The following is a 13,120-nucleotide window of genomic DNA, read 5'->3' as shown; positions in this document are numbered from 1 at the left end:
AAGCTCCTTTGCGCTGATGGTACTGCACTCGGCAGGGTGTGGGAGAGTAAGGCACCGCCGACACATTCCCTGTGTGGTGGGGTGGAAACATTAACGTGTTTCCACCCCACCACTTTTTTATGCACTCTTCGGGTATCCACGCGTTCGACGCGCGGCTCGAACCCATGTGATCGGCTCGGGTGGGGCGGGGTCCCGGCGTCCGGCCGGTGCTCGTTGAGCTGTAGGATTGTTGGTGGTGGGCCCGGCCCTGCCTTCTGGACCGATCAGCGGTCCGGGCGGGGAGGTACGACGTTCCGGGATTCTCGGAGCGGCTGACTGCGATGGTGATGTCCCGGCGCGGTGCGGCGTGCCCCGCCGGCGGTGCTCCTCAGTCCGTGCGGCCCGCCCCGCTGCTGTCTCCGGCCGAGCGGCCGGAGTGCTGCGCGGTGTCCGGTGGACGCCCGCCGAACTCGGTGATTTGGCCCGTCTACCCTGGTAAGGTCTTGCTCTTTTCTGCTTCAGGAGGTTCGGTGTCCGGTTCCGATGACAAGCGCGGTGGACCCCGCCGCGGGGCCGGTGCCGGCCGAGGCGGCCAGGGAGGCCGCGGCGATTCTGACCGCCGTGGCGGTCAGGGCGGCCCGCGCCGCTACGACAACCGCAGGGATGACCGCCGCGACGATCGCGGTGGTCGTTTCAACGACGACCGCGGTCGGGACAACCGGCGGGACGACCGCCGGGATGACCGCCGGGATGACCGCGGCGGTGGACGCCGGTTCGACGACCGCGACAGCCGCGGCCGCGACAGCCGCGGCGATGACCGGCGCCGCGACGACCGGGGTGGCCGGGACAACCGCGATTTCCGCCGGGATGACCGGCGCGACGATCGCGGGGGCAACTTCCGCCGCGACGACCGCCGTGATGACCGCGGGGGCAACTTCCGCCGCGACGACCGGCGCGGTGGTGGTCGCGATGACCGCCGGGACGACCGGGGTGGCCGGGACAACCGCGACCGCGATTTCCGGCGCGACGACCGCAGGAACGATCGTCGCGACGATCGCGGTGGTTTCCGCCGTGAAGACCGCGGGGGCAACTTCCGCCGCGACGAGCGGGGCCGCGATGACCGCCGTGGGCCGCGTCGGGACGACCGGGATTTCCGGCGCGACGACCGGGACCGCGGTTTCCGCCGTGACGATCGCCGCGACGATCGCGGCTTCCGGAGGGACGACCGGGATGACCGCCGCCGTGACGATCGGCGCCGGGACGGCCGTCCGCAGCGCGACCGCCGTGACGACCGCGACCGCCGGGACGACCGGGGTGGCAGGTTCCGGCAGGACGACCGCGGCGGCCGGCGCGACGACCGGGACAACCGCGACCGCCGGGACGACCGCGGCGAGCGTCGCGGCGCCGGGCGCCGCGACAACCGCGATGAGCGCCGTGGCGGCAAGCGCGACTTCAACAAGGACGGCGAGCGTCGGCCGAAGGACGCGCCGCGCAAGGACGACGCGGCGAAGGCCGAGAAGAAGCCCGCCGAACCGGAACTCCCGGAGGGCACCGACCCGTCCGAGCTCGACTCGGAGATCCGCCGGGAGCTGCTGGCCCTGCCGAAGGGCAGCGCGGACGCGGTGGCCAAGCACCTCGTCGCGTCCGGCCAGCTGCTGGAGTCGGAGCCGGAGAAGGCGCTCGAGCACGCCCGGTTCGCCCGGCAGAAGGCGGCGCGGATCGCGTCGGTGCGCGAGGCCAACGGGCTGACCGCCTACCTGGCCGGCGAGTGGAACGAGGCGCTGTCCGAGCTGCGCGCGGCCCGTCGCATCGGGGGCGGCCCCGGACACCTGGCGATCATGGCCGACTGCGAGCGGGCCCTGGGGCGTCCGGAGCGCGCCGTCGAGCTGGTGCGCAGCGAGGAGGCGCTCCAACTGGACAAGGACGACGAGGTCGAGCTGCGGATCGTCGCTGCGGGCGCGCGTCGCGACCTCGACGAGATCGACGCGTCCGTGGTGAGCTTGCAGATCCCGGAGCTCGACCCGAAGCGGCAGGACCCGTGGAGCGCTCGGCTGTTCTACGCCTACGCGGACAACCTGCTGGCGGCCGGTCGGGACCGGGATGCCTTCACGTGGTTCGTGCACGCCGCGCACGCCGACGACGAGGAGGAGACCGACGCTCCGGAGCGGCTCGAGGAGCTGGCCGAGAAGCTGGGCGGTCCGGAGGTCGTCGACGAGCTCGTGACCGAGGCCGAGGCGGCCGCGGGCATCGAGGACGATGACGAGGACGAGGAGCTCGACGACGAGGCCGACGCCGAGGATGTCGAGGACGACGAGGCCGCGCCCGGTGACGTGGCCGGAGGAGGACCGCAGGCGCAGTGAGCGCGACGCTGCTCGACGGCCACGACGCCGTGCTGCTCGATCTGGACGGCACGGTCTACCGCGGTGGTGAGGCCGCTCCCGGTGCGCTCGAAGCGATCCGGGAGGTGCACCGCCGCGGCGTGGCGGTCCGCTACGTCACCAACAACGCCTCCAAGCCCGCGCGTGCGGTGGTCGATCACCTGGCCGCCTTCGGCCTGGAGGCCGAGGAGCGGGAGGTGAGCACCAGCGCTCAGGCCGGTGCTGCGGTGCTGGCCGAGAAGCTGCCCGCGGGCTCTCGGGTGCTGGTGCTCGGCGCCCCCGCGCTGGTGGCCGAGGTGGAGGGCCTGGGCCTGGAGCCGGTGCGCGAGTTCGCCGAGGAGCCGGTCGCGGTGGTGCAGGGCCTGTTCGCCGAGCTGACCTACGGGCAGTTCGCGGAGGCGGCGCTGGCGATCCGGGCCGGGGCGCTGTGGGTGGCGTGCAACGGCGACCGCACGCTGCCCACCGAGCGCGGGCTGCTGCCCGGCAACGGTGCGCTGGTCGAGTTGCTGCGCGCGGCCACCGATCAGGACCCGCTGGTCGCGGGCAAGCCGGAGCGCCCGCTGCTGGACCGCGCGGTCTCCTCTGCCGGGGCCGGTGATCCGCTGATGGTGGGGGACCGGCTGGACACCGACATCGCGGGTGCGGTGCACGCCGGGATGCCGTCGCTGATGGTCCTCACCGGGGTGAACACCCCGCGCGACCTGCTGGAGGCCGTTCCGGAGCAGCGGCCGGACCACGTGGCGGCGGACCTGCGCGGGTTGCACGCGCCGGTCGCCGAGGTCGCCGTCGCCGAGCAGTCGAGCTGGTCGGTGCGCGGGGGCGGTGATGAGCTGGAGCTCGCCGGTGCGGGCGACGCGCTGGGAGCCTTGCGCGCGCTGTGCGCGGCGCGGTGGGCCGCGGGCGCGGGACCGGTGCGGGTGCGCGCGGCCGACGACGGCGCGCGCGCGGCGCTGCGGTCGTTGGATCTGGACTGACCGGGCAGGATCGGGTTGGCCGGGTTCGGCTAGCGTTGAACCGGCACATGATCGAGGGGAGCAACCCGCCATGACCTCTCCGGAGCCGCAGGCGCCCAATCCGGGCATGCTGGCGCGCCAGGCCGATGACGGCCGGTCGGCGATCGATGCGATCGAGGCGGCCGTCGCCGAGCTCGAGCAGGTGCGCGAGCTGCCCGTCGCCGAGCACGTGCAGCGGTTCGAGGCGGTGCACACCGCGCTCACCGAAGCTTTGTCGAAGGCCGACCAGCTGCAGTCGGCCAACAACACCCAGCGGAGTTGAACAAGTGCCACGCAGGGCACGGCTGGACGCCGAACTGGTGCGCCGCGGGCTGGCGCGGTCCAGGGAGCACGCGAGCGAACTGGTCGACGCCGGCCGGGTGCTGGTCAAGGGCATGGTGGCCCGCAAACCGGCGACCGGGGTGACCACCGACGCGCCGGTGGTGGTCACCGAGGACGTCGACGACCCGGGCTGGGCTTCGCGCGGGGCGCACAAGCTGCTCGGCGCGCTGGAGGCCTTCGAGCCGGGCGGGTTGTCGGTGCCGGGCAAGCGCTGCTTGGACGCGGGCGCGTCCACCGGTGGTTTCACCGACGTGCTGCTGCGCCGGGAGGCCAGCGAGGTCGTGGCCGTCGACGTCGGCTACGGCCAGCTGGTGTGGAAGCTGCAGACCGATGAGCGGGTGCGGGTGCACGACCGCACCAACGTGCGCTCGCTGACCCCCGAGGACATCGGCGGTCCGGTCGATCTGGTGGTGGGCGACCTGTCGTTCATCTCGCTGCGGCTCGTGCTGCCCGCGCTGGTGGCGTGCTCGTCGGATTCGGCCGATCTGGTTCCGATGATCAAACCGCAGTTCGAGGTGGGCAAGCAGCGGCTAGGCTCGGGTGGCGTGGTGCGAGACGCGCGGTTGCGGGCCGATGCGGTGCTCGAGGTCGTGTCCTTCGCCGCCGAGCACGGGTTGGGGCTGCGCGACGTGGTGGCCAGCCCGTTGCCCGGTCCGTCGGGCAACGTCGAGTACTTCGCGTGGCTGCGCGCGGACGCCGACACCGATCCCGAGCGGGCGCGCGAGCTGGTGGAGGCCGCGGTCCAGCGGGGTCCGCAGGATTCGACGAGGTCCCGAGGGAGTGGGAGTTGACCCGACGGGTGCTGCTGGTGGTGCACACCGGCAGGCAGCACAACATGCGGACCGCCGAGAAGGTCGCCGGTCAGCTCCTCGCCGCGGGCCTGCTGGTGCGGGTGCTCTCCGAGGAGGTCCCGGAGCTGAGCAACGACTGCTACTACAGCGAGGTCGTGGAGTCCGGCCCGGACGCGGCGGTGGGCACCGAGCTGGTGCTGGTGCTCGGCGGCGACGGCACGCTGCTGCGCGCCGCTGAGCTGGCTCGCCCGGCCGGGGTCCCGGTGTTCGGGGTGAACATGGGCCGGGTGGGTTTCCTGGCGGGTGCTGATTCGGATGCGCTCGACGACGCGCTGGAGGCGGTCATCGAGCGCCGGTACCACGTGGACGAGCGGATGACGATCGAGGTCACCGCGAAGCTCGACGGCGAGGTGCTGGCGCGCACCTGGGCGCTCAACGAGGCGAGCGTGGAGAAGAGCAGCCGGGAGCGGATCCTGGACGCGGTCGTGGAGGTCGACGAGCACCCGGTGTCGGCGTTCGGTTGCGACGGGGTGCTGGTGTCCACGCCGACGGGGTCGACGGCCTACGCCTTCTCGGCGGGTGGTCCGGTGGTGTGGCCGCAGGTGCAGGCGCTGCTGGTGGTGCCGAGCAACGCGCACGCCCTGTTCTCCCGGCCGTTCGTGGTGGACAAGGACTCGGTGGTGGCCCTGGAGATCGATCAGCACGGGCATCACGCGGTGGTGACCTGCGACGGGCAGCGCCACGTGGACCTGCCGCCGGGCGCGCGGGTGGAGATCGTGGCCGGGGACAAGCCGGTGCGCCTGGTGCGGCTGCACGACACCCCGTTCACCGACCGGCTGGTGCGCAAGTTCGAGCTGCCGGTGCAGGGCTGGCGCGGTCCGGTCAAGGACTGATGCGCGGCACGACCTGAGCGGTCGCGTTGAGCTCGGGCAACGATGCGGTGGTGATCGCCGCAGTGGGGGTGGAATGGTCGCCCGGGCTCGATAGGGTGCAGGTTGTGTTGGCGGAGATGCGTATCCAGGGACTGGGCGTCATCGACGACGCCACGCTCGCACTGCACGCCGGCCTGACGGTGGTCACCGGTGAGACGGGCGCAGGCAAGACGATGGTGGTCACCGGGCTCCACCTGCTGGGTGGTGGCCGGGCGGACGCCTCCCGGGTCCGCAACGGTGCTCAGCGTGCGGTCGTGGAGGGCCGCTTCCAGACGACCTCCGACTCGCCGGCGGCGAAGGTCGCCGCCGGCGCCGGTGCCGAGCCCGATGACGACGGTGGGCTGATCGCGCTGCGCACGGTCGGCGCGGATGGCCGGTCGCGGGCGCACCTGGGTGGTCGTTCGGTGCCGAATTCGGTGCTGGCGGATCTCTCCGAGCAGGTGCTGGCGGTGCACGGGCAGAACGACCAGCTGCGCCTGGTGCGCCCCAACGAGCAGCGCTCGGTGCTGGACCGCTTCGCCGGTGAGCCGGTGCTGCGGGTGCTGGCCGAGTACCAGCGGGTGCGCGGCGAGTGGGCTGAGGCGGTGCGCGAGCTCACCGAGCGCACCGAGCGCTCCCGCGAGCTGGCGCGCGAGGCCGACATGCTGCGCCACGGGCTGTCCGAGATCGAATCGGTCAACCCGGAGGCCGGTGAGGACGCGGCGCTGGTCGAGGAGGCGCGGCGACTGGCCGATGTCGATCAGCTGCGCGAGATCGCGGCCGGTGCGCAGCACGCGCTGTCGGGTTCGGCCGACGGGGATCCGGAGGCGCCCGGCGCGATGGGCCTGGTCGGCGAGGCGCGCAGGCGGTTGGCCTCCTCGGAGGACCCGGTGCTGCGCGAGCTGGAGCCGCGGGTGGCCGAGGCCGCCGCGGTGCTGGCCGACGTGGGTGGTGAGCTCGGCGGGTACCTGGACAAGCTGGATGCCGATCCGGCCCGCCTGGAGCAGGTGCTGGCCCGGCAGGCCGAGCTCAAGCAGCTGACCAAGAAGTACGCCGCCGATGTCGACGGCGTGCTGGCGTGGGCCGAGGACGCCCGCGCGAAGCTGTCCAAGATGGACACCTCGGAGGAGGCGCTGGCGGAGCTGGCCGCGCGCCGCGACGAGCTGGCCGGTGAGCTCGCCGAGCACGCTTCGCAGCTCAGCGCCGCGCGCGCCGAGGCGGCCGAGCGGTTGGCCGCGGCGGTGTCCGAGGAGCTGTCCGGGTTGGCGATGGCGCAGGCCGAGCTGCGCGTCGTGGTGCAGCCCAAGGAAGCCGATTCCGCGGACGCCAACGCGCTCGCGGTCGACGGCCGGACGGTGCACGCGGGTCCGGACGGGGTCGACGAGGTCGAGCTGCAGCTGGTGGCGCACTCGGGTGCGCCCGCGCTGCCGATCCACAAGGGCGCTTCGGGTGGTGAGCTCTCCCGCGTGATGCTGGCGCTGGAGGTGGTGCTCGCCGACGCGGACACGGTTCCCACGCTGGTGTTCGACGAGGTCGATGCCGGGGTGGGTGGCCGCGCGGCGGTGGAGATCGGCAGGCGGCTCGCCAGGTTGGCCCGCACGCACCAGGTCGTGGTGGTCACCCACCTTCCGCAGGTGGCGGCGTTCGCCGATCAGCACCTGGTGGTCGACAAGGGGCAGGACGGCGGCACCACGCGCAGCGACGTGCGGCTGGTCGCCGAGGAGCAGCGGGTGGTCGAGCTGGCCCGGATGCTGGCCGGGATGGATTCCACCGAGACGGGTCGTGCGCACGCCGAGGAGCTGCTGGAGACGGCCAACACCTACAAGCTCACCCAGGAGAAGTTCGGGCGCCGCGGCAAGAAGGGCAAGGCCGCCGGCTAGCCCGGGTGGAGCAGCGCGCGTTGCGGTGTGCGCCGCAACACCCACGGCGTGGCGGAGCAACATCGCGTGGTTGGTTTGTCACTATCGGCTCATGAAACTCAGCGGTCTGCTGACTCTCCAGCGGGAAGATTTGCCCGGACTCACCGGGACGGCCCGGGTGGAGCGGCGCTCGGGCGATCTGCCGCGCCGCGTCCGCACCGGTGACATCGCGGTCATCGACCACGCCGACCTGGACCGCCGCACCGCGGAAGCGCTGCTGGCCGCCGGGGTGACCGGGGTGGTCAACGCGGCGCCGTCGATCTCCGGTCGCTATCCCAACCTCGGGCCCGAGGTGCTCATCGCGGCCGGGGTGGTGCTCGTCGACGGAGCCGGCTCGGAGGTGCTGCACCAGATCAAGGATGGGGCCAAGATCCGGCTGCACGAGGGCGGGGTCTTCGTCGGTGACGACGAGGTCGCCCGCGGCGTGGAGCAGGACGCCGACTCCGTCGCCGACCAGCTCATCGAGGCCAAGGCCGGGATGTCGACGCAGCTGGAGGCGTTCTCGGCCAACACCATCGAGTTCCTGCGCACCGAGCGCACGCTGATCCTCGACGGCGTGGGCGTGCCGGAGCTGTCCGGTTCGATGGAGGGCAGGCAGGCGCTGGTGGTGGCGCCGGGCTTCGAGCACGCCGACGACCTGCGCAACCTCAAGCGCTACATCCGCGAGTACCGGCCGGTGCTCATCGGCGTCGAGGGCGGTGCCGAGAGCCTGCGCAAGGCGGGGTACCAGCCGGACGTGATCGTCGGCGACCCGGAGACGATGAGCACCGAGACGCTCAAGTGCGGTGCCGAGCTGGTCATCCCCGCGCACCTGGACGGGCACGCGCCCGGCCTGGAGCGCATCCAGGACCTGGGGGTGGGGGCGGTGACCTTCCCGGCCTCGGGCAACGCCGAGGACCTGGCGCTGCTGCTGGCCGATGCGCACAAGGCCAGCCTGGTGATCACCGTGGGGTTCCAGGCCACGCTCAGCGAGTTCCTCGACCGCGGTCGCTCCGGTTCGATCCCCTCGACGTTCCTGACCCGGCTGCGGCTGGGCAGCAAGGTCATCGACGGCCGCGCGGTGGCGACCCTGCAGCGCAGCCGGACCCCGATGGCGGCGGTGGTGCTGCTGGTGCTGGCGGTGCTGCTGGTGGTGGCCGTGGCGCTGCTGGCCTCGCCGCTGGGCGGTGCGCTGATGGACATGGTCTCCCAGGCCGCCGGTGGGGCAGGCGCGTACTTCGAGGGGTTGTTGCCGTGATCTCCGTGCGCTACCACATCGTTTCGATCGCCGCGGTGTTCCTGGCGCTGGCCGTGGGCGTGGTGCTGGGTTCCAGCTCGCTGTCGGCCCGGCTGCTGGAGAGCGTGGGCAACGAGAAGGAGCAGCTGCAGCAGCGCGCCGAGGAGCTCGGCGCGCACAACGAGCGGCTGCGGGCGCAGGTGGCCACCGCGGACCACTTCGACTCCTCGATCGCTCCGATGGCCGTGCGCGGCCAGCTCGACGGGCGCAGCGTGGTGCTGATCAGCTCCGCCGACGTGCCCGACGGCGAGCGCGAGTCGGTGGCCGAGGTGCTGCGCGACTCCGGCGCCGAGCTGACCGGCCAGGTGCGGTTGGGCGAGTCGTTGTCGGACCCTGAGCGGGCCGCCTCGCTGGAGGGCGTGATCACCCAGCTGCTGCCTGCCGGTGTGCAGCTGCCCACGGCGGCCGACCCCGGGACCCAGGCCGGCGGGCTGATCGGGCCGTTGGCGCTGCTCAAGCAGGACGGGCAGTCGCAGGTCGACGACCAGGCGCGGGCGGCGGCCTTCGCCGGGCTGGCCGAGGGCGGGTTCGCGACCGCTTCGCCGGGGTTGCGCCCGGCTCAGCTGGCGGTGGTGCTCACCGGTGGCCAGCAGCGGGGCGAGCAGGCGGGCGACCGGGCCGCGATCCTGGCGCGCTTCGCCACCCAGGTGGACGCCGCCGGGCAAGGCGCGGTGCTGGCCGGGACGAGCGGTTCGGCGACCGGTTCCGGTGCGGTCGGGGTGGCCAGGGCGGACCCGGCCATCAGTTCGAGCCTGTCCACCGTGGACAACGCCGGCAGCGGTGCGGGCCGGGTCGCGGTGGTGCTCGCGGCTCGTGAGCAGGCCGAGCACCGGGCCGGGCACTACGGCACGGCCAGCTCGGCTCAGGGGCCGGTGCCGAACACGCCGCGCGATTGACGCGCCGGCGGTCGCTTCGCTGCGCTACCCCGCGTGACCGGTCGGTAAGCCCCTGGTTGGCGGTTGACCCGGCCGGTCCGCGGGGTTGCTTCTCGGGTGGGTCTCGGTGCGGGGGCCACCGGTCGTAGGTTAGGCTGGAATTCCGTGGGAGCGACGGATCCAGCCGTCCTGCCAGCGCAGAAATCCCAGCCAGGCGACGGCTCGACCACGGGGAGCTTTTGTTGGTGCCGCAAGCACGCACGATCAAGCACGTTTTCGTAACGGGGGGCGTGGCCTCTTCGTTGGGGAAGGGGCTCACGGCTTCGAGCCTGGGCGAACTGCTCACGTCCCGCGGCCTGCGGGTGACCATGCAGAAGCTCGACCCCTACCTCAACGTGGACCCGGGCACGATGAACCCGTTCCAGCACGGTGAGGTGTTCGTCACCGAGGACGGCGCCGAGACCGATCTCGACATCGGTCACTACGAGCGGTTCTTGGACCGCGATCTGACCAAGAACGCCAACGTCACCACCGGTCAGGTGTACTCCGCGGTGATCGCCAAGGAGCGCCGCGGCGAGTACCTGGGTGACACGGTGCAGGTCATCCCGCACATCACCGACCAGATCAAGGCCCGCATCCGGGCGATGGCCGAGCCCGACGAGGACGGTCGCACCCCCGACGTGGTCATCACCGAGGTCGGCGGCACGGTCGGCGACATCGAGTCCCTGCCGTTCCTGGAGGCCTGCCGCCAGGTCCGCCACGACGTCGGCCGGGACAACTGCTTCTTCCTGCACGTCTCGCTGGTGCCCTACCTGGCGCCCTCCGGCGAGCAGAAGACCAAGCCGACCCAGCACTCGGTGGCCGCGCTGCGCAACATCGGCATCCAGCCCGACGCGCTGGTCTGCCGCGCCGACCGGGACCTGCCCGAGGACACCAAGCGCAAGATCGGCCTGATGTGCGACGTCGACACCGAGGGCGTGGTGGCCTGCCCGGACGCGCCGTCGATCTACGACATCCCGAAGGTGCTGCACGCCGAGGGCCTGGACGCCTACCTGGTGCGCCGGCTGGGCCTGCCGTTCCGCGACGTCGACTGGTCGGTGTGGGGTGACCTGCTCGACCGGGTGCACAACCCCTCGGAGAAGGTCCGCATCGCCCTGGTCGGCAAGTACGTCGACCTGCCGGACGCCTACCTGTCGGTCACCGAGGCGCTGCGCGCCGGTGGGTTCGCGCACCGCGCCAAGGTGGAGATCTCCTGGGTGGGTTCGGACACCTGCGAGACCGACGCGGGCGCGGCGCAGGCGCTGTCGGGCATGGACGGCGTGCTGATCCCGGGCGGTTTCGGGGTGCGCGGCATCGAGGGCAAGCTGGGCGCGATCCGCTACGCGCGCACTCACGGCATCCCGCTGCTGGGGTTGTGCCTGGGCCTGCAGTGCATGGTCATCGAGGCGGCGCGGTCGCTGGCCGGGTTGGAGCGGGCCAACTCCACGGAGTTCGAGGAGCCCTGCCAGCACCCGGTGATCAGCACCATGGCCGACCAGCACGACGTGCTCTCCGGTGACCGCGACATGGGCGGCACGATGCGGTTGGGTTCCTACCCGGCGAAGCTGGGCGAGGACACCCTGGTGGCCGAGGCCTACGGCAGCACCGAGATCGCCGAGCGGCACCGCCACCGCTACGAGGTCAACAACTCCTACCGGGACAAGCTGAGCAAGGCCGGCCTGGTCTTCTCCGGCACCTCGCCGGACGACCGCCTGGTGGAGTTCGTCGAGCTGCCGCGCGAGGTGCACCCGTTCTTCGTGGGCACCCAGGCGCACCCGGAGCTCAAGAGCCGCCCGACGCGCCCGCACCCGCTGTTCGCGGCGTTCGTCAAGGCCGCGGTGGACTACCAGGCCGCCGAGCGGCTCCCGGTCGACCTGGAGGGCATCACCGAACCCGCGAACGCCTGACCTGCGGATCGGTCCTGCGGGCTCGCTCGCCTCGCGCGGGCGGGCCCGCTGTCGTCTCACCGGGCGGGTGGGAGGTTTCGCACCGCGTCGAGTCATCGCGCGTTCGCCGATCTAGGGTGGTGGGCGTGGACACGACGGGTAGCGGGGTTGCCAGAACCGGCGGAGCGCACGAATTCACCACGCTGACCAGCGAGGACGTCTACGTGGGCAGGATCCTGGCGTTGCGCGCCGACGAGGTCGGCATGCCCGGTGGCGGGCACGCGCGCCGGGAGGTCGTCGAGCACTTCGGGGCGGTGGCGATCGTGGCGCTCGACGAGCAGGACCGGGTCGCGCTGATCCACCAGTACCGCTATCCGCTGGGCCGCAGGCTGTGGGAGCTTCCCGCCGGGCTGCTGGACGTCTCCGGCGAGGCGCCGGTGCGCACCGCGCAGCGGGAGCTGGCCGAGGAGACCGGGCTGGCGGCAACCGACTGGTCGGTGCTGGTCGACGTGGCGACTTCCCCGGGTTTCACCGACGAGTGCGTGCGGGTCTTCCTGGCCACCGGGATCTCCGAGGTGCCGCGCCCGGACGCGGCCGGTGACGAGGAGGCCGACCTGGTGATCAGGTGGTTCCCGCTGGCCGAGGCGGTGCGGATGGCGCTGGGCGGGGAGATCGTCAACGGGCCGGCGGTGGCCGGGTTGCTGGCCGCGCAGGCGGTGCGCGACGGCGTCGCGGGCGCGCGACCGGCCGACGCGCCGTGGACCGACCGGCCGAGCCGGTTCGCCGAGCGGTGAAGGGCTTCGAGGAGCTGCCGCCGCGATTGCGCACGGCGGTCGGGGAGTACCTCGATCACCTGGCCGTGGAGCGCGGAACGGCGCGCAGCACCCTGGACTCCTACGCCCGCGACCTGCGCCGGTACGCCGAATTCCTCGCCGCGCAAGGCGTTCGCGCGCTGGAGGAGGTGCGCACCGCGCACCTGTCGGAGTTCCTGACCCGGATGCGCGAGGGTTCCGAGCAGCGCGCGCCGATGGCGCCGTCGTCGGCGGCGCGGGCGCTGGTGGCCGCGCGCGGGCTGCACCGCTTCGCCCACGCCGAGGGGCATCTCGCGGTCGACGTGGCCCGCGAGGTCGCGCCGCCGAGTCCGCCGAAGCGCTTGCCCAAGGCGTTGTCGGTGCACGACGTCGGTCGGTTGCTTGAGCACTCCGGCGGCGATGACGCGCGCGGGCTGCGCGATCGCGCGCTGCTGGAGCTGTTGTACTCGACGGGTGCGCGGATTTCCGAGGCCGTCGGGCTGGATCTCGACGACGTCGACCGCTCGGATCGCACGGTGCTGCTCGACGGCAAGGGCGGCAAGCAGCGGCTGGTGCCGATCGGGCGTCCGGCGCTGGAGGCGTTGGAGGCCTACCTGGTGCGCGCTCGGCCGGGCCTGCTCGCGCGCGGCCGGGGCAGCGCGGCGGTCTTCCTGAATTCCCGCGGCACCCGGCTTTCCCGGCAGAGCGCGTGGAACGCGTTGAAGTCGGCGGCCGAGCGCGCCGGGATCGAGTCCTCGGTCTCGCCGCACGTGCTGCGCCACTCCTTCGCCACCCACCTCGTGGAGGGCGGCGCGGACGTGCGCGTGGTCCAGGAGCTCCTGGGGCACGCCTCGGTGACCACGACGCAGGTGTACACGCTGGTCACGGTCAACACCCTGCGCGAGGTCTACGCCACCGCGCACCCGCGAGCTCACCTGTAG

The 13,120-nt window shown here is 72.7% G+C and carries 12 protein-coding genes; 11 read left to right on the top strand and 1 reads right to left on the bottom strand.

Annotation, left to right across the window (positions count from 1 at the left end):
- Positions 1–497 precede the first annotated feature (497 nt).
- Complete coding sequence (locus ACFQRI_RS19665) at positions 498–1,613, bottom strand: hypothetical protein (RefSeq protein WP_380670695.1); 1,116 nt, start codon at positions 1,611–1,613, stop codon at positions 498–500.
- On the opposite strand from ACFQRI_RS19665, the gene ACFQRI_RS19660 reads away from it, so the two are divergent.
- The 11 genes from ACFQRI_RS19660 to xerD all read left to right on the top strand — a co-directional run bounded on the left by ACFQRI_RS19660 (position 1,602) and on the right by xerD (position 13,120).
- The gene (locus tag ACFQRI_RS19660) at positions 1,602–2,339 is read left to right on the top strand and encodes a tetratricopeptide repeat protein (protein ID WP_380670693.1); all 738 of its coding nucleotides are present in this window, start codon (positions 1,602–1,604) and stop codon (positions 2,337–2,339) included. The genes ACFQRI_RS19665 and ACFQRI_RS19660 overlap by 12 nt on opposite strands.
- Positions 2,336–3,331, top strand: a complete 996-nt coding sequence (locus tag ACFQRI_RS19655; protein ID WP_380670691.1) for an HAD-IIA family hydrolase — start codon at positions 2,336–2,338, stop codon at positions 3,329–3,331. Before ACFQRI_RS19660 ends, ACFQRI_RS19655 begins: the two co-directional genes overlap by 4 nt.
- A gap of 70 nt (positions 3,332–3,401) precedes the next feature.
- On the top strand, positions 3,402–3,632 hold the full coding sequence (locus ACFQRI_RS19650; RefSeq protein WP_380670689.1) for a hypothetical protein: 231 nt from the start codon (positions 3,402–3,404) through the stop codon (positions 3,630–3,632).
- 4 nt (positions 3,633–3,636) lie between these two features.
- Positions 3,637–4,482, top strand: a complete 846-nt coding sequence (locus tag ACFQRI_RS19645) for a TlyA family RNA methyltransferase (protein WP_380670687.1) — start codon at positions 3,637–3,639, stop codon at positions 4,480–4,482.
- Positions 4,479–5,375 carry an NAD kinase gene (locus ACFQRI_RS19640; RefSeq protein ID WP_380670685.1) on the top strand — a complete coding sequence of 299 codons (897 nt, stop codon included), beginning with the start codon at positions 4,479–4,481 and terminating at the stop codon, positions 5,373–5,375. The genes ACFQRI_RS19645 and ACFQRI_RS19640 overlap by 4 nt, the downstream gene beginning before the upstream one ends.
- A gap of 116 nt (positions 5,376–5,491) precedes the next feature.
- Entirely contained in the window at positions 5,492–7,273 is a 1,782-nt protein-coding gene (gene recN / locus ACFQRI_RS19635; protein ID WP_380670683.1) for a DNA repair protein RecN, read from the top strand.
- 91 nt (positions 7,274–7,364) lie between these two features.
- Positions 7,365–8,549 (top strand): putative cytokinetic ring protein SteA, encoded by a 1,185-nt coding sequence (steA, locus tag ACFQRI_RS19630; protein ID WP_380670681.1) that lies wholly within the window; start codon positions 7,365–7,367, stop codon positions 8,547–8,549.
- On the top strand, positions 8,546–9,484 hold the full coding sequence (locus tag ACFQRI_RS19625) for a copper transporter (protein WP_380670679.1): 939 nt from the start codon (positions 8,546–8,548) through the stop codon (positions 9,482–9,484). Before steA ends, ACFQRI_RS19625 begins: the two co-directional genes overlap by 4 nt.
- Positions 9,485–9,708: 224 nt before the next feature.
- Positions 9,709–11,409, top strand: a complete 1,701-nt coding sequence (locus tag ACFQRI_RS19620) for a CTP synthase (RefSeq protein WP_380670717.1) — start codon at positions 9,709–9,711, stop codon at positions 11,407–11,409.
- Positions 11,410–11,525: 116 nt separating this feature from the next.
- The gene (locus ACFQRI_RS19615; RefSeq protein ID WP_380670677.1) at positions 11,526–12,182 is read left to right on the top strand and encodes an NUDIX domain-containing protein; all 657 of its coding nucleotides are present in this window, start codon (positions 11,526–11,528) and stop codon (positions 12,180–12,182) included.
- Complete coding sequence (gene xerD / locus ACFQRI_RS19610) at positions 12,179–13,120, top strand: site-specific tyrosine recombinase XerD (protein WP_380670715.1); 942 nt, start codon at positions 12,179–12,181, stop codon at positions 13,118–13,120. The genes ACFQRI_RS19615 and xerD overlap by 4 nt, the downstream gene beginning before the upstream one ends.

The organism is Saccharopolyspora griseoalba (assembly GCF_042665275.1).
Lineage (GTDB): Bacteria > Actinomycetota > Actinomycetes > Mycobacteriales > Pseudonocardiaceae > Saccharopolyspora > Saccharopolyspora griseoalba.
Note: the sequence above shows the minus strand (reverse complement) of the source record. Positions and strands in the feature narration are given on the sequence as shown.